Source organism: Methanothrix thermoacetophila PT (genome assembly GCF_000014945.1).
GTDB lineage: Archaea > Halobacteriota > Methanosarcinia > Methanotrichales > Methanotrichaceae > Methanothrix_B > Methanothrix_B thermoacetophila.
In genome coordinates this window covers 1,729,714-1,751,168 of record NC_008553.1, presented here as the reverse complement: position 1 = coordinate 1,751,168, position 21,455 = coordinate 1,729,714, and the positions used below count along the sequence as shown (strand labels likewise).

The following is a 21,455-nucleotide window of genomic DNA, read 5'->3' as shown; positions in this document are numbered from 1 at the left end:
CATGGCCGTAATAAGAGGGACAAAGCCGACCAGGGCCGTGCTCATCGCCCTTCGAAGAAGGATTAAGGTGGCACAGACCGGTCACGAGCTCCTCAAGATGAAGCGCGACGGCCTCATGATCGAATTTTTTGAGGTGCTGAACAGGGCGAAGACGATACGGGAAGAGCTCGTCCAGGATTACCTCCGGGCGGAGCAAAGGCTCAACATGGCGAAGGCTGCAGATGGCACCATAGCCATAAAGAGCGTGGCCTTTGCCCTGCAGCAGGAGCCAGCCGTGGATCTGCAGTCCAGGAACATAATGGGCGTTGTTGTTCCCAAGATATCCGCAGAGGCCGTGCACAAGAAGATGTACGAGCGAGGATATGGTATTATAGGAACAAGCGCTGCCATAGACGAGGCTGCAGACGCCTACGAGAGCCTAGTGGACAAGATAATCACAGCTGCTGAGGTAGAGACATCGCTGATGAAGCTCGTAGATGATATCGAGAAGACCAAGAGGCGTGTCAACGCTCTCGAGTTCAAGGTCATACCCGATATCAAGGACACAATCAGGTTCATAGGCTTCGCGCTGGAGGAGATGGACAGGGACAACATAGTCAGACTGAAGAAGCTCAAGGCGAAGGCTCAGAAGCGCGCCAAGGCTGAAGAGGCTGAAAAGGCGGCCAAGGCTGCTGCCGAGGCTGCAGCCTCTGCCACGTGAGCATGACAGGATGGGCCGAGCGCAAGGCAAAGGAGTGGTTTGGGACCCCCGAGAAGAAGATGAGGTTGCTGCAGTGGCTGGTGTACATCTCCAACCTCTACGTCATTCTCGGGGTATTCATATTAATTTATATTCTATACGGAGAGCATCTTCACGCGCTCTGGGATGCGATCAGGAGCGGTGAGCTTTAGCTGTTGTTATCTCAGCGGGTTCTGCTCGTATCATGCAGTTCTGATCTGAGCGTTTTACTCCTGATCTCGTGGTCGTCATCTGCATCTCGATACTGCCGATATCTTTTGGTTGAGTGAACTGTGATCGCAGCATAATAACCATACCAATAACCACACCAGGGGAAATTGATATCTTCAACCTCCTGATATCTCACTCTCATGACTGAGGCTCTTTATCTGAATGACAGCTACATGCGCAGCTTTGATGCTGTCGTCACCAATGTTGATGACACAGGAGTGTATCTTGACAGGACTGCGTTTTATCCCAGATCAGGAGGTCAGCCATCGGATTTGGGGGTCCTGATCAGAGGCGATCAGGTCTTCAGAGTTGAGGGCGTGGAACCTTCTGAGCATGGCATATGCCACCGCGCCCACGGACTCTCTCCAGGAGACAAGGTCAAGGGCGAGATAGACTGGGAGAGGCGATACAGGATCATGCGGAGCCACACAGCATGCCACGTTCTGAGCGCGGTGATATTCAGAGAGACCGGAGCGCTGATAACCGGGAACCAGATCGACACTGATCGATCTAGAGTCGACTTCAGCCTCGAGTCGTTTGACAGATCCATGATTGAGACATACGTGAGAATGGCAAACGATCTCATAAAAGAGGGTCATCCTGTCAGGGTGAGGCTCATGACCAGAGACGAGGCGATGGAGATCCCGGATCTCGTCAGGCTTGCAAAAAACGTTCCAGAGCGGGAGAGCGTGAGGGTGATTGAGATCGAGGGTGTTGATCTACAGGCATGCGGAGGCACGCATGTCAGGAACACCTCAGAGATCGGAGAGATAAGACTCGTTAAGGCGGAGAACAAGGGGAAGAGCAACAGAAGGGTCTACTTCGAGCTGGTGAGATGATGCACATAATGGAGCTTCTAGGGAGATGCAGGGTGAAGATACAGGACGAGAAGGTCGTTGAGACCACAGAGCCGCTCATAGAGTGGTGCCCTCTCTTTGACAAAGTGAGGGGTATAAAAAGAATCACGCCCGAAGCTGCAGCAAAGAATGCCGAGTTTCGCATGAGAGAGCACGGGATGTTCACCCCCAGGCGGAAGCTCGAGATGAAGACGTTCGTGAGCTTCGGGGCCTCTGAGACGATGATGACAGGAATATCCCGCGGTCTGATCGATGCAGCGGTGACAGTCTGTGATGGTGCTGGGACTGTGATATCCGATTCCCCATCGCTCGTCCAGGGGATGGGCGGCTGGATCTCAGGCCTCCTGGAGACCGAGCCTATACCAGAGGTCATAGAGTACATCAAGAAGAAGGGTGGTATAGTGCTCTCTCCAGGGGATGCGAGGATAGATCAGCTGGAGGGCGCGAGAATCGCAGCCCAGAAGTACAGGAGATTCGCTGTCACAGTCACAGACGCAGAAACTGCCTTTAAGCTGAGGGAGCTGGAGAAGGAGACCGGCTGCAGGATACTGATTGTGGGAGTGCATTTGACCGGCATATCTAGAGATGATGCTGAACGGCTTCTCTCTGCTGCTGATATAGTGACGGGGTGTGCATCCAAGCACATAAGGGTGCTCGTGAAGCCGCTTGTACAGGTCGGGACCGCGGTGCCCCTCTTCGGCCTGACCCAGTGGGGCAAGGAGCTTCTCGTCGAGCGTGCGAAGGATGTGGAGCAGCCCATACTCATAAACACAATGCCCCTCCCTGTTCTGCCTGATCAGAAGCAGCCCAGACCTCTGGTGTAAGAGAGACACACACCATGTATCCAGGAGCCGTACACTGGCGAGAGCATGAGCGAAGGGGGGCTTTCAGGCGAATGGGCAGATCACCCTTCGGTTCTGGTGAGCACCTCTGTGGGATCATATCTCAGGCGTATGATCCTGCTCCTTCCCCGCATGCCGGATCCGGTGAAGCTCGTCTCTATAAGCCTCAGGGCCTCCAGCCTCTTCAGGATCTCGTAGAACTTGGTGTAGCCCGAGTGTGCGACCTCATGGTAGATGCTGTAGAGCTCTCCTGACTGCGCCTTGCCTTCAGGCTGCTCTGCAACGATCCTCAGCAGCGTCCTCTCATCCCTGCTCAGCGATCTGAGCACGTGCTCGAGATGTAGGAACCTGGATCTCTCGAACGCCTTTTTCACATCATCCTCTGATATGCTTCTGGATGCCCGTCTCTCCGCCTCGAGGCAGGAGCGCTTGAGGAGATCTATCCCCACCCTGAGATCGCCGGATTCTGCGGTGAGATCCACCACGACATCGAGCACGTCCCGGGACAGAACGCCTGGATAGAATCCGAGCTGAGCCCTTCGAGATAGTATCGCGAATATCTCATCTCTTTTGTACGGAGGGAACTGGATCTCCTCCGGCCTGAAGACCGACTCCACCCTGTGATCCAGGATGTACCTCAGGGAGGTCTCACTGTGTGCGACTATCACGCCTGCTCTGAATCCGGGCAGCGACTCATGGGATCTGAGAAACGTGTAAAGGATGTGATCGATCTCCTTCTCCGGGAAGAGGTAGCTGACATCATCCAAAGCAACGATCAGGACCGCCTCCCTTGATGCGAGCGTGCTTGCTATTTTATCGAAGAGACGCTTGAATGAGATGCCGCTTGAGGGTGGTGTGACACCAAAGATCTTTTTGTATATCCTGGAGAATATGCTGTAGCGTGTCCCGTCTATCTGGCAGTTGATGTGCACAGGTATCACGCTTCTCGTGTGCTTCTCGATCTCCTCGAACAGCTTAATTATCGCGGTCGTTTTGCCGGTACCTGGTGGACCCAGGCAGAGCGCGTTCACAGGCCTGGCTCCGCGAAGGGCTGGACGCACGCAGAACCTCAGGCTCTTCATCTGGGCATCTCTGTGATCGAAATGCTCCGGCACGTAATCCAGCTCGAAAACCTCAGGGTCCTTGAAAAGCGTCTCATCCCAGAGAAGCATGTCATCTTTCATCGGCTTCAACTCACTATTCGAGAACAACTATATATATGCCTGTGCATCGAAAGAACTCTGATAAAGGAGGGAGTTCATACGACAAACACGCAGGCTGGAGCACAGGAGCAAGAGGAATCGAAGGCCAAGATGCCGCAGTTCCTGCCAAAGCTTCGAGGCCAGCAGGTTATGATAAGGATGAACGATGGCAGGCCGCTGAGCGGCAAGCTTGTCTCATTCAACGCGTACGAAATAGTGCTCGACACTGGACCCAGGACGTATCTGCTCTTCAAGCACGCCATCGCCAGCATAGAGGTCCCGAAGGGGATCTTGGACTGAGACGTCTGGGAACGCAGTTCAGAATCTGCATCCGGATCGGCGCCCGGTGGTTATAACATCAGGTCTTCAGAGAACTTGCAGCATAAGTTAATATTCTATCAGTGTACCAGATCAATGTAAAGGGATCCAAGGGAGTGGTCTGGTTGGATAAGGATTTCAGCAGAACTCTTGTCGGAGAAGCGCTGGTTGGGGATGGCCCCGAGGTAGCGCATATCGATCTAGTCATAGGCCCAAAGGGAGGGGCAGTTGATGCTGCATTTGTAACATCTCTGGCATCGCCGCGAAAAGGTCATACCCCCTTCTTGCGGTTCTGGAACCGAATCTGCCTGCGAAGCCCTCAACTCTGATTGTGAATAAAGTGACGATCAAGAACGCAAGACAGGCGGCTCTGATGTTCGGGCCGGCCCAGGCAGCCGTCGCAAAAGCGGTGATGGACTGCGTCGCGGAAGGGATTATACCTAGGGAGAGGGTTGAGGATATCCTCATAGTGGTCTCTGTCTTCATCGAGTGGGATGCAAAAGACAAGAAGAAGATCTACGATAACAACTACCTCGCAACGAAGATGGCGATAAAGAGAGCGGTTGGATCTGAGCCAGGGGTTGATGAGATCCTGTCCAAAAAAGATACTGCAAAGCACCCATTTGCATGATATGATTCTGTGATGACAGCATTGCGTGTGCTCGTATCAGTGGATGATTATGCTAGAATCGATAGTCCCGTAGGAGATATTACATATATCTGGGTAGGGTTGAGCGCTGCGGACATCAATGATATGAGTACACAACCTAGCTTCTCTGATGGTATGAAATGAGCCGCATAGCGGGTAATGCTGGCTTCCATGATCTAGATATGATCTACAAATGACTCATATCACTCATAGATATCACCAAACCAGGTAATGGAAGCCCTACATGAAAAGTAGCTACTTAAGCTGGTCGGTCTCCATGCTTGCTTGAGGTGTAAACCTCTAAGCGGGCAGGAGAGTGATCGATTGGATGTCCAGGAGGAGAATTATGAAAGAGATGATTTCGTTGTATGATAATATTTGCAGTTACAGGAATGCGGATCGAGTTCTTATGGTCACAATCTCGGTCATTTTTGGCATATTCCTGATCATATCTGCATCCGGGCAGGAACCCGGACTGGACCCCATGGGGCCGGGTCTTGGTGAGAATCAGCCCCCAGTTGTAACGTCATTTGTAAGTGATCCAGAGGGGCCACAGGATGCGGGTGTGGTTGTGAGATGGACCGTTAACGCATTTGATCCCGATGGGGATGTACTGGAGTACATGTTTCTGCTGAAAGGTCCGGCGACAGGAGATAGCTGGAAGGATATGACCGGCTGGATAAACGAGACAAGATGGGTGTGGAGGACATCTGATAATGATATCGGCACCAACGAGATCGAGGTTCGTGTGAGAGATGGATACGATGATCTGGATGATGGTTACGATGCGAAGGAGACTGCACGCTACATCATCAATCGTCCGGTTCCACCCAACCGTCCACCTCAGGTGACAGGACTGGTTGCATCTCCTGAGTCGCCTCAGGTTGCGGGTACTCCTGTCGTCTGGAGCGCGAGTGCAACAGACCCTGACGGGGATGCGCTCGAGTACCAGTTCCTGCTCGATGGGAATGTCGTGAAAGACTGGTCCGGTGATAATACATGGAGATGGTCGACAACAGATGCTGATGTCGGATCGCACAGTGTAACGGTTGTTGTTAGAGATGGAAAGAACGAGCCTGTTTCAGCATCATCTCAGTACACAATCATCATGCCAAACCGTCCACCTCAGGTGACAGGACTGGTTGCATCTCCTGAGTCGCCTCAGGTTGCGGGTACTCCTGTCGTCTGGAGCGCGAGTGCAACAGACCCTGACGGGGATGCGCTCGAGTACCAGTTCCTGCTCGATGGGAATGTCGTGAAAGACTGGTCCGGCGATAATACATGGAGATGGTCGACAACAGATGCTGATGTCGGATCGCACAGTGTAACGGTTGTTGTTAGAGATGGAAAGAACGAGCCTGTTTCAGCATCATCTCAGTACACAATCATCATGCCAAACCGTCCACCTCAGGTGACAGGACTGGTTGCATCTCCTGAGTCGCCTCAGGTTGCGGGTACTCCTGTCGTCTGGAGCGCGAGTGCAACAGACCCTGACGGGGATGCGCTCGAGTACCAGTTCCTGCTCGATGGGAATGTCGTGAAAGACTGGTCCGGCGATAATACATGGAGATGGTCGACAACAGATGCTGATGTCGGATCGCACAGTGTAACGGTTGTTGTTAGAGATGGAAAGAACGAGCCTGTTTCAGCATCATCTCAGTACACAATCATCATGCCAAACCGTCCACCTCAGGTGACAGGACTGGTTGCATCTCCTGAGTCGCCTCAGGTTGCGGGTACTCCTGTCGTCTGGAGCGCGAGTGCAACAGACCCTGACGGGGATGCGCTCGAGTACCAGTTCCTGCTCGATGGGAATGTCGTGAAAGACTGGTCCGGCGATAATACATGGAGATGGTCGACAACAGATGCTGATGTCGGATCGCACAGTGTAACGGTTGTTGTTAGAGATGGAAAGAACGAGCCTGTTTCAGCATCATCTCAGTATGTCATAGAGGCGAGGGTTGTACCGAACGATCCGCCGGTGATCGAGAGCCTGGTTGCATCTCCTGAGTCGCCTCAGGTTGCGGGTACTCCTGTCGTCTGGAGCGCGAGTGCAACAGACCCTGACGGGGATGCGCTCGAGTACCAGTTCCTGCTCGATGGGAATGTCGTGAAAGACTGGTCCGGCGATAATACATGGAGATGGTCGACAACAGATGCTGATGTCGGATCGCACAGTGTAACGGTTGTTGTTAGAGATGGAAAGAACGAGCCTGTTTCAGCATCATCTCAGTACACAATCATCATGCCAAACCGTCCACCTCAGGTGACAGGACTGGTTGCATCTCCTGAGTCGCCTCAGGTTGCGGGTACTCCTGTCGTCTGGAGCGCGAGTGCAACAGACCCTGACGGGGATGCGCTCGAGTACCAGTTCCTGCTCGATGGGAATGTCGTGAAAGACTGGTCCGGCGATAATACATGGAGATGGTCGACAACAGATGCTGATGTCGGATCGCACAGTGTAACGGTTGTTGTTAGAGATGGAAAGAACGAGCCTGTTTCAGCATCATCTCAGTATGTCATAGAGGCGAGGGTTGTACCGAACGATCCGCCGGTGATCGAGAGCCTGGTTGCATCTCCTGAATCGCCTCAGGTTGCGGGTACTCCTGTCGTCTGGAGCGCGAGTGCAACAGACCCTGACGGGGATGCGCTCGAGTACCAGTTCCTGCTCGATGGGAATGTCGTGAAAGACTGGTCCGGTGATAATACATGGAGATGGTCGACAACAGATGCTGATGTCGAATCGCACAGTGTAACGGTTGTTGTTAGAGATGGAAAGAACGAGCCTGTTTCAGCATCATCTCAGTACACAATCATCATGCCAAACCGTCCACCTCAGGTGACAGGACTGGTTGCATCTCCTGAGTCGCCTCAGGTTGCGGGTACTCCTGTCGTCTGGAGCGCGAGTGCAACAGACCCTGACGGGGATGCGCTCGAGTACCAGTTCCTGCTCGATGGGAATGTCGTGAAAGACTGGTCCGGCGATAATACATGGAGATGGTCGACAACAGATGCTGATGTCGGATCGCACAGTGTAACGGTTGTTGTTAGAGATGGAAAGAACGAGCCTGTTTCAGCATCATCTCAGTATGTCATAGAGGCGAGGGTTGTACCGAACGATCCGCCGGTGATCGAGAGCCTGGTTGCATCTCCTGAGTCGCCTCAGGTTGCGGGTACTCCTGTCGTCTGGAGCGCGAGTGCAACAGACCCTGACGGGGATGCGCTCGAGTACCAGTTCCTGCTCGATGGGAATGTCGTGAAAGACTGGTCCGGCGATAATACATGGAGATGGTCGACAACAGATGCTGATGTCGGATCGCACAGTGTAACGGTTGTTGTTAGAGATGGAAAGAACGAGCCTGTTTCAGCATCATCTCAGTATGTCATAGAGGCGAGGGTTGTACCGAACGATCCGCCGGTGATCGAGAGCCTGGTTGCATCTCCTGAATCGCCTCAGGTTGCGGGTACTCCTGTCGTCTGGAGCGCGAGTGCAACAGACCCTGACGGGGATGCGCTCGAGTACCAGTTCCTGCTCGATGGGAATGTCGTGAAAGACTGGTCCGGCGATAATACATGGAGATGGTCGACAACAGATGCTGATGTCGGATCGCACAGTGTAACGGCTGGCGTCAGGGACAACAGGCATGCTACAAATGGAACAGCTGACAACACAGTCACTGAGGAGTATGAGATTCTGAGATCTGCGGCTCCAGAGAATGTTACCGCACCTACCAATGTCACAGAGAACGTGACAGCTCCTGTGAACGTGACAGTTCCGATCAATGTAACACCGCCGATCTCAGAGGAGAATGTTGTTCTGCCGGTGATGAGCATATCTGGATACAAGTTCAATGATCTGAATGGAAATGGCGCCATGGACTCTGGCGAGGCTGGCCTGGATGGATGGACTATCGTTCTGACGATGCCAGACCAGACAGAGGTCCAGACCACGACCGGATTCGACGGGTACTACAGGTTTGAGGGCCTCGCTCCAGGACTGTACACTGTTAGGGAGCTGCAGAAAGCTGGCTGGGATTCTACAACATCTGAGAGCCAACAGGTGAACCTGACCGATTCGGATGTGACAGGAATCAACTTCGGCAACAGAGCCAGAACATACTCGATAAGCGGCACGCTGTTCGAGGATGTGAATAACAATGGCGCCAATGACGGCGAGCCGGGCGTGAAGGGGTGGGAGATACGTCTGACGAAGCCGGATGCCACTGAAAGTGTTGCAACGACAGGAGACGATGGCTCTTACAGATTCGAGGATCTTACGCCTGGAGTATACACGCTCAGAGTGGTTCTGCAGCCCGGCTGGAACGTGAGCATATCCTCTAAAGATGTGAGCATCACAGACACGGATCAGAGCAGTGTGGACTTCGGAGCCCGGATGATCGGGTTCACGATATCCGGAAGGGTATTCAGCGATCTTGACGCTAACGGTGTCAACGATGGCGAGCCAGGGCTCTCAGGATGGACTGTGAAGCTGACAATGCCAGATGGAGGCGAGAGGACTGCTGTCACCGCTGATGATGGATTCTATTCGTTCGATCGTCTCAGCCCCGGCACCTACAAGATCGAGGCTGTGAAGCAGGACGGCTGGAGCCAGACCGCGCCGAAGACCGGATCACACAGTGTGGAGATAAAGGATACAAGCGTGCCCAGTATCGATTTCGGATATGCAGGTTTGAGATCGATATCAGGAGTAGTATTCAATGACATCAACGCCAACGGTGTAAGAGAGGCGGGCGAGACAGGGGTCAGGGGCTGGAGCGTAACCCTTGTCCAGGGCGAGAACGCCACCTCTATGACCGAGACGGGAGCGGATGGCACATACAGATTCGAGAGCCTGTCCCCGGGCACCTACAGGGTGGAGCTGATCCCGCAGGATGGCTGGAAGGCGACGACGGAGAGCAGGGAAATACAGATAGGCACGGCTGACGTGAGCTTCGATATCGGTGTTGCCGGAAGTCTGTCTATAAAAGGCATGAAGTACTACGATCTGAACGCGAACAAGGTCAGGGACGAGGGCGAGCCCGGAATTCCGGGGAGCGATGTTAACCTGATAGAGAACGGGAAGGTCGTGAGGAGCACAAAGACATCTGAGGACGGCACATACACATTCGATAACGTCGCGCCTGGAACGTACACCATCAGCGATCCGCTTCCTGAGGGCTATGTGGTCGTGACGTCATCAACCATCACAGTGACAGTTACCACAAACACAGTCCTTGATGCGAGCTTCGGTATAGCAGGCGTTTACACCATCTCCGGAAGAAAGTTCAACGATCTTAACGGGGATGGAAGCGACGCTGGCGATCCTGGGATCTCGGGATGGGGCATAGTCCTGGATGGCACCACGACTCTGGGCGTGCACATAACGGAGACGCAGTACACGGGCTCTGATGGATCGTACACCTTCGGTAATATAGCACCGGGCACGTACAAGATCAGCGAGCTCTCCAGACCTGGCTGGACCCAGACACATCCGGGAGGAGATGGTTCACATACCGTCGAGATCTCCAGCTCAAGCGTATCGGGAAAGAACTTCGGCAACAGGTACGTCTCGACGAAGTCGTCTATCTGGGGAACCAAGTTCAACGATAAGAACAACAACGGTGTGAGGGACGCAGGCGAGCAGGGCCTTGCTGGATGGGAGATAAGGATAAGCAACAGCACCTACACCAGGACAGCGATCACAGACAGCGACGGATGGTACAACTTCACAGGACTTGATGCAGGAACATACACAGTCACTGAGACGCTGAAGCCAGGCTGGAGCGTCACGAAGCCGAGCGGTGGATCTTACACGATAACGCTCAACGCAGGCGAGACAAAGACAGGCGTCGACTTCGGCAATTACAAGTCCCTGCCAACGGGCGCGACGCTGACATCGGATAAAACAAGCCCGCAGAACGTCGGCACGACGATAGTGTGGACTGCAAGCGCAACATCGACGGTGCCTCTGGAGTACAGCTTCTGGCTCAAGGGGCCGTCGACATCGGGACTCTGGCAGGAGAAGAGAAGCTGGTCCTCAGATAACACATGGTCCTGGAACACAGGAGGACTGGAGCCTGGCACTTATGATATCCGTGTATGGATCAGAGACAGCTACCACAGCGAGACCGGTGATGTGCAGGTCACTAAGAGCTTCACGCTCAAGGAGACGAACAGGCCTCCAGATCTGCGGCTGATAATGGTCGACAGGCCGAGCCCGCAGTACGCTGGCGCCTGGGTCAGCTTCAGGGCAGTCGCATCAGATCCTGAGAGAGATCCGCTGCAGTACAAGTTCCTGCTGAGAGGACCTTCCACAGGTTACACCTGGAGGGAGATGACCTCCTGGACGTCCAGAAACATCTGGACATGGAAGACATCGTTCTTCGATATCGGTTTCAACGAGATAATGGTATACGTGAAGGATGGAAAGCACTCCCCGGATTATGATGATAAGAGGATCTGCGGCTACATGATCCTGGGATACATACCGCGCCCGAACCTGCCGCCTGTGATAACCAGCTTCGGCTCGAGCCTCCCGAGCCCGCAGTACGCAGGGAGCTCTGTGACGTGGAGCGCTACAGCGATCGATCCTGAGGGCTACCAGGTCTACTACAGGTTCATGCTGAACGGCCCGTCCACAGGCTACACATGGAAGGTTGTGCAGGACTGGTCGCTCTCGAACACGTGGACATGGAGGACGTCGGATATTGATATCGGCAGGTCTCAGGTGATAGTCCAGGTCAGAGACGGCCTCCATGCGCCTCCGACAGGCTGGGACGACCAGGCCAGCGCGGCGTTCAGCATCGTTGTGAAGCCGAACCTGCCGCCTGTGATAACATCGCTCACGCCCGACAAACCAAGCCCGCAGGCCAGTGGAACCCAAATCAAATGGACCGCAGTGGCCACAGATCCTGATAGAGATCCGATCTACTACAGGTTCTGGCTGAAGGGCCCATCGACCGGGAACACATGGCAGATAGTTAGAGACTGGTCGACCTCCAACACATGGACCTGGAGCTCGGATCTTGGAGATGCTGGTGATTACACAGTCTTCGTCTACGTTAGGGACGGGAAGCATGCGACACCAAACTCCTACGACAGCGCCAAGGGCCAGGTCTACAGGCTGCTCCAGCCGAGGCTGGAGATCGTGACCGGCGCCCAGGTCAGGGATCAGATCAAGGACTCACCCAGGCTGATCTCCACGGACAGGGGATTTGCGCTTGTCTGCCAGTCATGGGAGCGTGGCAGGAACAGCAACGGCGACATCAAGATACAGACCTATGATGCATCGATGAAACCGCTGAGCAGCAAGCTGCTGACAAGCGACGACGCATACCAGGACAGGCCATCGGTCATCTACGACGGGAAGAACTACTATGTCGTCTACGTCTCCAACGAGAAGGGAAACATGGACATCTTCATGAAGAAGCTCGACCAGAGCCTGAACGTGCTGGAGACAAAACAGCTCACAACATCTGCAAGCGATCAGGACTCTCCTGCTCTGCTTAAGGTGGGTGAGGATTTCTTCCTGGCGTACCAGTCATGGGAAGGTGGGAGGAGCAGCAACGGTGATGTCTACCTGACACGCTTCGATTCCACCTGGAATCCAATCAGGAGTGTAAGGCTCGCAGCCGACAGCTACTACCAGGACATCCCATCGATCGTCCTGGCCAGCGGCTACATCTACGTCTCTTATGTGTCAGAGGATCGCGGGAATCTCGATGTGATTGTCAAGAAGCTCGACATGAACCTCAACATGCTGGATACGAGAAGGCTGACGGGAGGATCCACAGACGAGGATCAGCCGTACCTGCTGTGGAGCAATGGTGAGTTCATGCTGGTGTACAGGAGCGATGAAGGGATTGCGCTAGAGAGGTACAGGCGCGATTGGAGCAGCATCGATAAGAGCCTCGTGCTGAGCGGTGATCTAAGCTGGCCATCAATCGCTTATGGCAAAGGACATTACTGGTTATCATACCTAGAGGACAACAGCATCTACGCTACACCTCTGAAGATAACAGCCGCGCTGCCGCCATGCGATGTCAGGGCGAGCTTCAGCTCTAGAAGGGCAAACAGGGCATACACAATGACTCTGCGGTTCTTCAATAACTATGGCGAGCTCATCGACCCGACGTCAATGGAGATGAGCTGGAGCCCGCAGGATGCTGCTAAGCAGGGGAGCACGCTCACCAGAATCTCCACAGGCATGTACAGGATGCGCTCGACATTCGGCGCTCCAGGGGAAAAGAGCTTCAGAATAACGGCGATGATCGATGGAAGCCAGCTCGACAAGACCATCAGGGTCACTGTGAGATGAAAAGGCCGATCTTTCCGGCCTCTATTTTATTTTGAAGTTCTGGCAGCAGGCTGAACTTTGATTCGATCTCAAATAGCTTTTGAGTCCGCAGATCTTCTGCCGCATGATCGAAAACGTTTAGACCATTCCGATGCGGAAACCTCTTTATTCCTTCATCCATACCATTCACACGTGACCGGGCTGCGCGATATTCTCGAGAGGTTCTCGAGGAGAGAGATTGATTTAGAGGAGGCGCTGAGCAGGATAAGGCTTCTAAGCTACAGAGAGGTCGGATCGATCGCAAAGATAGATCACATGCGTGAGGACAGGATAGATGTGCCCGAGGCGATTCTTGCAGAGGGAAAAAGGCCAGATGATCTTGCAAGGATTGCGCTGGAGCATCTCGAATCCACAGGCAAGGTCATAGTGACGAGGGTCTCCGATGCGCATCTCAGCGCTCTGCGATCGATCGATCTCCCAGAGAACGCTGAGCTGATGTGGTATGAGAATGCAAAAGCGGTTCTTCTCAAAGCAGGCCAGATCGAGAGGACGGGTGGGAAAGTAGGAATACTCAGCGCCGGGACCGCGGACATACCGGTCGCGGAGGAGGCCAGGGTCACGGCAGAGGCGATGGGCTGCGAGGTCCTGACCGAATATGATGTCGGCGTCGCAGGCATCCACCGCCTCTTTCCGGCGATGAAAAGGATGGCGGGAGTGGATGCAATGGTCGTCGCTGCCGGCCGTGAGGGGACGCTTCCGGCTGTTGTTGCTGGACTGACAGACGCTCCTGTAATAGGCCTTCCCGTCTCCACGGGCTACGGTGCTGGCGGAAACGGGATCGCAGCGCTCCTCTCGATGCTCCAGTCCTGCTCTGTGCTTGTGGTGGTCAACATAGATGCTGGCTTCGTCGCGGGCGCATTTGCAGCCAGGATAGCAAACAGGATCGCCAGGAGAAAACATTCCGGATCCAGGCAGCATTGAGAAAAGTTATTTATACAATCAATGCGCGAGAGCAGCGATGAGCGGGTATACTTGTTGTTTTAATAACCCCCACTCCCCTACCCGCTCTATGTCTTTCATTTTACAGTGCGGTTCTTGGAGCCCCCTCTATTGGTTTGGCTGTGTGATCTGACGACCGAATGAGAAGAGCGTTCAGCATAATGCTTGCACGACACAAATAATGCTCGGCATCAACGAGAGTAGAAATCAAGTAGAACCGGTATCTGACAATGGGAAACGTAACCTGCGCAACTGCTCGATATGAGAATCGACATAAATAGCGCCAGATGCTGTGTTGAATAATTCGATGCCTTGTGGCCAATAGCTATCGATTCTTACTAAAGTCTCATGTTATATGAATTAGCTCTCTGCTATTGGATTTCCAAATATTATTTAACACAGCAGCGCCAGAACAAAGCTTAAAAGATACCACAATAGGATTCAACCCACATTCCGCATTAACGGAATAACTTTCAGTCGCAGTTGATAATAGTAATAGGAGAACATAAATCCCACATTCCGCATTAACGCTCCATTCCGTAGTATTTTTCGCATTCTGGTCCAAACAGTTTTATTATTTTCAAAGTATTCTCGTTGAGGTTAGCGATTTTCTGGTGTTTCTCGCCGCACAGCCATATGTTGACTTCGGTGACACCGAGGAACATGAACGCGATCCACTTGAGAGTTGGTTTTTGTGTGGGTTTCTTCAGCTGATTTGGTATGGATTGATTTGATTCTTGCAACCTTTTTCTGATCAGCCACTCTGCCACGGAATAGATCATGAGTGAGAGGACCATGATCATGGCGAGAGCTTCGATGCGTTCTTCTTTTTTGAGGTAGACCTCTGCGACTCGGAAGCTTTTGTCTTTGAGGAACCTGAATCCGCGTTCTACCTCTTGCTGTCCTTTATAGTAGCTGAGTAGTGTATCAGGGTCGATATTGAGGTCGTTAGTTGCGATTATAAACCTTCCGAGCCTGGATTTCGTTTTTTCGACTTTTTCCTGGTCGAGTTCGATATCCGCGTCTATAAAATATATTTCGATGAGTTTTTCGCCGTTTTTAGGTCGTCCTCGTTTTTTATCTGCTCGTTTGCAGACCTTTTTGAGAGAGATATGGCTGAACCTGTAGAGCGGATGGTCTCTGGCCCACAGTTCAGTTTCTTTCAGTGCGTCTGCTTCGCATGCGAACTCACGCCGTTTCAGTTTTGCCAGAGACCGTCTTGCTTTTGTCCCGTCCTTTTCAAGATGATTCTCGAACCTCTCTGCCTTGAGATCTCGCATCGGTTCTGACTGGTAAAGGACCCACTTCTGCTGTACTCCGCCGTAATCAGAGGTCGTCGAGAAGCATCTGTACCTGGCGTCGCGACACTCAACCATCTCAACATCGCTGTCAAGAAGCATCTCACACTCCTTTATCGTGGCCGGGACACGTGTTATCCATTTCATCTCCCTGCCGAGCATCCTGATGTTGGGCTCGGTGTAGACTGCACTGTCTGCTATGTAATACGCGCAGTCTTCAAGGTTGAGTCCGGATTTGATCTTTAAAAACGACTCTATGATCGTGTTCCTGTCGGATGCGTTACCTGAATGCGCTTTTGCAAAAAGCGGTATACCGTCCTGGTTCGTCACAAGACTGAGAACAAACTGTTTCAGATCCATCCGGCTGTCCTTCGAATGGCCCAACGTTATCTCAATCGATCTACCGCCATTGAAACCCTCATAGCTGCCATGAACGCTGAAGCTTGTGGTGTCTGCGTGCAACCTCTGGACTCCAAGCTCGAGCTCTCCCATCACCTTCAACGCTATCTCGTTGAAAAGATCCGTAGCACCTTGCTCATAAATCGCATCCAGCGTCCTGCCTATCGCATCATCGTTCAAATCAGATGCGTTAACTCCATCCCCAAGAAGCCTCTCAACAGGCAGCCTCTCGTAGAACTCCGGAAACAGGTACAACCTCTGACCCACAAAACCAAGACCGTTCAGAACCATCGCCTTAACAATCACCGAATGTTCCAGCTTGTGCTGCCTCAACTTCGGCATACGCGAATCTATAACATCCGCTATGCCAAGCCGGTCGAAAACCGCCGCAACTATCCCCAAATGATCCAGCGATCGCGTGTCTGTCTCCATCTAAGCTGCTCCTCAGAACAAAACCCTTGGTGCAGCTTAAAACGTTTGCCACACGCCCCATCCCAGGAAATTGTTTGGAAAATCAACGTTAATGCGAAATGCAGGATAAATGCAAATCGGCAAGCTTTGTTAAAAATCTTACAGACAATGCAAAATTTTTTATTTATAATTTTATAATTTAGAAAATTGCACAATTAATAATTTTATTTTATTACATATGTTTCTTATTAAAAGAATATGCGAAATTTGATGCACATTATGTGATTTTGTTATCCTAGAATTTGAGTATTTTGTAACCAAAAAAATTTTCAATTTTGCATAGCCTTACTGCGAAATGTGGGATTCAAAATCAATGTTATCGAACGCCAGAGATCAAAGTAAATGGTGTCACCTCCTAATTTTAGGAGGGAAACTTCATGCACATCTTATAAGTCAGATATCTCCTCCGGATGAGCCGGTGTGTTTTTAGAATTCTCATAGTATTAACATTCTTGCGATATCTATCGGTATACCCAGCGCCAGATATCCGTCTGGCAGCCACTCCTTCGCAGATGGGTCTACAGGTCCTAAAAAGATACAGTCCTGCGGAACATTCTCAGCCATACCTGCCGGATATGTCACGAGCGTCGCACATGATGGGCCCCAAGGGACTGATATATGACCAAGTATCTCCCTGGCATGAAAGTGAACGGAGTTACACATATCCCTGATCTTCGCCGCTTCTGCAAAGCACGCAATGCACCTCACTCCCGGATCCTCATGGAGATCTTCGCAGCAGCTGATCACAACATACCTTCCGATCGGACTGATCTTGCCCACACTCCTGAAGGTCTCTGCCGCTGTTGCTATATCTGCCTTTAACGCTTTACTTACCATCTGCTCGCACAAAGAAGAATCAAAATGGCTGCTGAAACCGAACCAGGTCCGTCCGCCCACACACCTGCAAACAGGTCGACCCTTAACATCCGCGACGTACAGCTGGCCGTGAATCGCACCCTTTGCCAGCCTGAACATAGCAGATGCAATGCAATTGGTGACAGTAGATGCGTGAATGCCCTCTTTTGGCGCGAAATGCGACCCGTAAACGCAGAGAGGGCGCACCTTTAGATCGAACTGTTGAGCAAGAGCACGAGATAGATCTTGTATGGTCGATTGCTCTCGATGCATATGTTGTTGAGATAAGATATGAATATATAAACTTTATTTAAGAAAGTATAAACGAAAAATAAGATCTTTAGCATAGAAAGTATTATCTACTAGAACAAACTACCCGCAATTATATGGTTTTGTGGTAATATAGTATATTAAGGGGGTTATCATGAGGGTCACGTGTCTTGTGGGCAACTCATACATACCCATAATCGCAAAGGCGAACCGCCGGTTGGGATTGAATCTGCGACTGTACTCAAACCAGCGTCTATCTGAGAGTCCAGAGATGCTGGAGGAGGCAATTCATTCGGCTTTTGAGTCAGATCTCGTCTTCATTCACAGGGGAGGGGATGCGCTCTGGGATGAGCTCGAGCCGAAGATGAACGAGATTGGAAAGCGTACTCCCATCGTCTGCCTGGGATATGATTCATCTTACTGGATGTTATCGACCGCACCCCCAGATGTTGTGATAACCGCAAATACCTATTTGACCTACGGGGGAGAGGAGAACATCTGCAACATGTTTCTTTACTTGGAGAAAGAACTGCTCGATGTTGATACGCACTTCGATCCGCCAAAGCCGCTGCCCTGGGAGGGTCTGTACCATCCAGATGCTGCTGATTGTTTCGACGATATTGATGCCTACCTCGAATGGTATGAGCCTGATGATGGCCCGACTGTTGGCGTACTCATCTCCAGGTTTTATTGGGCCAACGGTTCTCTTGCTGTTGAGGATGAGCTCATCAGAGCTCTGGAGAATCAGGGGTTGAATGTGATTCCTGTATTCACATATTCTGTTAGAGATAAAGAGCTTGGCACAAGGAGCATGGCTGATGTTGTATCAGACTATTTCCTCGATGGTGGCAGACCACGCATCGATGCTCTGGTCAAGACAATCCCCTTCTTCCTGGGTCAGGATGCGAGGAGCGTTGGAGATTCAAAGAGCAACCGAACAGGCATAGATCTTCTTAAAAGACTTAACGTGCCTGTGTTCGAGCCGATCATATCATACCACATGACACTGGAGGAGTGGGAGAGTTCCATTGGTCTGTCCAATGACATCGGCTGGAGTGTTGCCATGCCCGAGTTCGAGGGAGTGATAGAACCCATAATCATCGGGGCAGGCGGCAGACATGACGAATATATTGAGCGCGCACCCATCAGAGAGCGGTGTGAGAGGCTGGCGATGCGAGTCAGAAGATGGATAGAGCTTGCGAGAAAGCCGGTCTCACAGCGGCGTGTTGCATTTATACTGCACAACAATCCATGCGCCTCTGTGGAGGCTGCAGTTGGTGGAGGTGCACATCTTGACACCCTCGAGAGCGTTGCTCGCATCATGAACAGGATGGTTGAGGCAGGATACTCTCTGGAGAACGTTCCTGCTACAGGTGGAGAGTTGATAGAGAATATCATGAACCGCAAGGCCATCTCCGAGTTCCGCTGGACCACAATTGAGGAGATCGTGGCCAAGGGAGGTGTTTTAGCGTACCAGACAAAAGAGGAGTACGAGAGATGGTTCAACACGCTCTCTCCCACAGTTCGTGATCGTGTGTGCGAGGCGTGGGGTAACCCACCTGGGGAGGAGAAGAACGGCATACCTGCTGCAATGCTCTATCAGGGGAAGATAGTTATCACCGGCGTTCGGTACGGCAACGTTGTCATCTGCGTCCAACCGAAGAGGGGATGTGCTGGAGCGAGGTGCGATGGCCAGGTGTGTAAGATCCTCCACGACCCGGATGTTCCACCGACGCACCAGTACATGGCGACATACCGTTATATAGAGGAGAGCTTCGGTGCAGATGTGATCATTCATGTTGGCACGCACGGAAACCTCGAGTTTCTGCCCGGCAAGGGGGTGGGGCTCTCAAGAGACTGCTATCCGGACATCTGCATCGGCACCATCCCGCATCTTTATATCTACAATGCTGACAACCCGCCTGAGGGGACCATAGCGAAACGCCGCAGCTACGCGGTCCTCATCGACCACATGCAGACGGTGATGACACAGTCCGGGCTTTATGACGAGCTGCTTGAGGTCGATAGGCTTCTGGGTGAGTACGAGAGCGCAAAGCATGACCATGCCAGATCTCATGAGCTGAGAGATCTGCTGATAGAGGCGATCAAGGCGGCAAACCTCGATAAAGGAATAAAACTGACCGAGGATACGCCGCTAGAGGAGATCGTGAGACGCACGCATAACGAGCTGAGCCGGGTCAGAAACACACAGATCGACTCTGGCATGCATATATTCGGACAGATTCCCGAGGGATATAAACGGGTGGAGTTCATAAACGCTGTGTTGAGATTCGAGGGCAATGGGATTTCACCACGGAGGATCATCGCCTCGATGATGGGTCTTGATCTAGATACGCTTCTGAGCGATCAGGGGGCTATCAACGAGCATTATGGCAAATCACATGGCCAACTTCTGGAAATGATCGATGAGCGGTGCAGGAAACTCATCGATATGTATCTGCATGATGGAAAGGTTGACGATGTGCTTGGCATCTCAGTTGCAGGTTACGAGCGTGAGCTTGAGACAATCAGGGAGAGGGTTTTGGATCTCCAGGCCAGGATGGAGGCATCTAGGGAGATCGAGGCGCTTCTGAACGGCATGAATGGCGGATATGTCGAGGCAGGTCCAAGTGGCCTCATCACACGCGGCAGAGACGATGTCCTTCCGACCGGCCGTAATTTCTACTCCCTCGACCCGTATCGGGTGCCCACAAAGACCGCATGGAGGGTTGGCAAGAAACTGGGGGATGCGGTCATCGCCAAACATCTAGAAGAGGAGGGCCGGTATCCTGAGAACGTCGCCTTCTTCTGGATGTGCAGCGATATCATGTGGGCAGATGGAGAGGACATGTCCCAGATACTGTATCTTCTGGGCACAGAGCCGGTCTGGCTCCCCAATGGGAGACTGAAGGGGTTCAGGTTAATACCCCTGGATACGCTCGGCCGCCCCAGAATAGATGTGACAGTGCGCGTGTCCGGGATCACCCGCGACAATTTCCCCAACTGCATAGAAATAATTGACGAGGCCGTCCAGGCAGTGGCTGCGCTCGATGAGCCGTTGGAAATGAACTTCGTTCGTAAGCATGCACTGGCCAGTTTGGATAATGGCACGGCCAGAGACTGGCGTGAGGCGACGCTTCGCATATTCGCCAGCAAACCTGGAACATATCAATCAGGTACCAACCTCGCGGTGTACGCTAGTGCATGGAAGGACGAGAAGGACCTCTCCGATATTTTCGTTTACTGGAACGGTTACGCTTATGGCAAGGGCGTATCTGGAAGAGAAGCGCATCAGAGCTTTGTGAACGCGCTCAAATCAGTTGATATCACCTACAACAAGGTGGTCAGCGATGAGTACGATCTATTCGGATGTTGCTGCTACTTTGGAACTCATGGCGGGATGACCGCTGCTGCTAGGCATTTATCCGGTAAGGATGTGAAGGCATACTATGGAGATACGAGAGAGCCGGAGCATGTTGAAGTGAGAGATCTGGCAGACGAGATACGCCGTGTGGTTAGGACGAAGCTTCTGAACCCGAAATGGATAGAGGGCATGAAGCAGCACGGCTACAAGGGGGCTGGCGACATATCCAAACGTGTTGGACGTGTATACGGCTGGGAGGCCACAACACAGGAGGTCGACGACTGGATATTCGATGAAATCGCCCGGACGTTCATCATGGACGAGGAGAACCGCAGGTTCTTCGAGGAGCACAACCCATGGGCATTGGAGGAAATGGGCAGGCGGCTGCTTGAGGCTGAACAGAGAGGGTTATGGAAGGCTGATCCTGAGGTTCTTAATGCGCTGAAGTCTCTCTACCTGGAGATCGAGGGCTGGATTGAGGATAAGATGGGTGACGTCGGAGGATCGTTCCAGGGAGGGGCTATAGACGTGGTGACAGCAGAGGAGGTGGCAGCCTGGAAGGAGAAGATGGCAAAGCTGATTGGGACCTAACTTCCACATCTTTTACATACTATATATATTTTTTTGATGTTTCAATAGATAACTATATTTAGTAGAACTTTGTAACAACATTCTTATAATTAGTA

At 52.2% G+C, this 21,455-nt stretch carries 12 protein-coding genes and 1 pseudogene; 9 read left to right on the top strand and 4 right to left on the bottom strand.

Annotation, left to right across the window (positions count from 1 at the left end):
* Position 1: 1 nt before the first annotated feature.
* The 4 genes from MTHE_RS08425 (at position 2) to MTHE_RS08410 (ending at position 2,630) form a co-directional block, all read left to right on the top strand.
* Positions 2 to 700, top strand: a complete 699-nt coding sequence (locus MTHE_RS08425; protein WP_011696752.1) for a V-type ATP synthase subunit D — start codon at positions 2 to 4, stop codon at positions 698 to 700.
* 2 nt (positions 701 to 702) lie between these two features.
* The gene (locus tag MTHE_RS08420) at positions 703 to 891 is read left to right on the top strand and encodes a hypothetical protein (RefSeq protein WP_175265945.1); all 189 of its coding nucleotides are present in this window, start codon (positions 703 to 705) and stop codon (positions 889 to 891) included.
* Between the two features lie 198 nt (positions 892 to 1,089).
* A complete protein-coding gene (gene alaXM, locus MTHE_RS08415; RefSeq protein ID WP_011696751.1) occupies positions 1,090 to 1,788 on the top strand; it encodes an alanyl-tRNA editing protein AlaXM in 699 nt (232 codons plus the stop codon).
* Entirely contained in the window at positions 1,785 to 2,630 is an 846-nt protein-coding gene (locus MTHE_RS08410) for a methanogenesis marker 8 protein (protein ID WP_175265944.1), read from the top strand. Before alaXM ends, MTHE_RS08410 begins: the two co-directional genes overlap by 4 nt.
* Before the next feature lie 80 nt (positions 2,631 to 2,710).
* On the opposite strand, the gene MTHE_RS08405 is transcribed toward MTHE_RS08410, so the two are convergent.
* Positions 2,711 to 3,832 carry an ORC1-type DNA replication protein gene (locus tag MTHE_RS08405; RefSeq protein ID WP_011696749.1) on the bottom strand — a complete coding sequence of 374 codons (1,122 nt, stop codon included), beginning with the start codon at positions 3,830 to 3,832 and terminating at the stop codon, positions 2,711 to 2,713.
* Between MTHE_RS08405 and MTHE_RS09305 the strand changes: the two genes are divergently transcribed.
* The 3 genes and pseudogenes from MTHE_RS09305 (at position 3,752) to MTHE_RS08390 (ending at position 13,134) form a co-directional block, all read left to right on the top strand.
* Positions 3,752 to 4,150, top strand: a complete 399-nt coding sequence (locus MTHE_RS09305; RefSeq protein WP_327036610.1) for an RNA chaperone Hfq — start codon at positions 3,752 to 3,754, stop codon at positions 4,148 to 4,150. The genes MTHE_RS08405 and MTHE_RS09305 overlap by 81 nt on opposite strands.
* 143 nt (positions 4,151 to 4,293) lie before the next feature.
* Positions 4,294 to 4,799 (top strand): annotated as a pseudogene (gene fae / locus MTHE_RS08395) (formaldehyde-activating enzyme).
* A gap of 364 nt (positions 4,800 to 5,163) precedes the next feature.
* Complete coding sequence (locus MTHE_RS08390; protein WP_011696748.1) at positions 5,164 to 13,134, top strand: SdrD B-like domain-containing protein; 7,971 nt, start codon at positions 5,164 to 5,166, stop codon at positions 13,132 to 13,134.
* On the opposite strand, the gene MTHE_RS08385 is transcribed toward MTHE_RS08390, so the two are convergent.
* Positions 13,121 to 13,294 carry a hypothetical protein gene (locus MTHE_RS08385; RefSeq protein ID WP_175265942.1) on the bottom strand — a complete coding sequence of 58 codons (174 nt, stop codon included), beginning with the start codon at positions 13,292 to 13,294 and terminating at the stop codon, positions 13,121 to 13,123. The genes MTHE_RS08390 and MTHE_RS08385 overlap by 14 nt on opposite strands.
* 11 nt (positions 13,295 to 13,305) lie before the next feature.
* Between MTHE_RS08385 and larB the strand changes: the two genes are divergently transcribed.
* Complete coding sequence (gene larB / locus MTHE_RS08380) at positions 13,306 to 14,094, top strand: nickel pincer cofactor biosynthesis protein LarB (RefSeq protein WP_011696747.1); 789 nt, start codon at positions 13,306 to 13,308, stop codon at positions 14,092 to 14,094.
* A gap of 542 nt (positions 14,095 to 14,636) precedes the next feature.
* Here the strand turns inward: larB and MTHE_RS08375 are convergent.
* Both MTHE_RS08375 and MTHE_RS08370 read right to left on the bottom strand, forming a co-directional pair.
* On the bottom strand, positions 14,637 to 16,241 hold the full coding sequence (locus MTHE_RS08375) for an IS1634-like element ISMth2 family transposase (RefSeq protein WP_011696746.1): 1,605 nt from the start codon (positions 16,239 to 16,241) through the stop codon (positions 14,637 to 14,639).
* A gap of 474 nt (positions 16,242 to 16,715) precedes the next feature.
* A complete protein-coding gene (locus tag MTHE_RS08370) occupies positions 16,716 to 17,408 on the bottom strand; it encodes a DUF169 domain-containing protein (protein ID WP_011696745.1) in 693 nt (230 codons plus the stop codon).
* 151 nt (positions 17,409 to 17,559) lie between these two features.
* Between MTHE_RS08370 and cobN the strand changes: the two genes are divergently transcribed.
* Positions 17,560 to 21,360 (top strand): cobaltochelatase subunit CobN, encoded by a 3,801-nt coding sequence (gene cobN / locus MTHE_RS08365; RefSeq protein WP_011696744.1) that lies wholly within the window; start codon positions 17,560 to 17,562, stop codon positions 21,358 to 21,360.
* Positions 21,361 to 21,455: the final 95 nt, after the last annotated feature.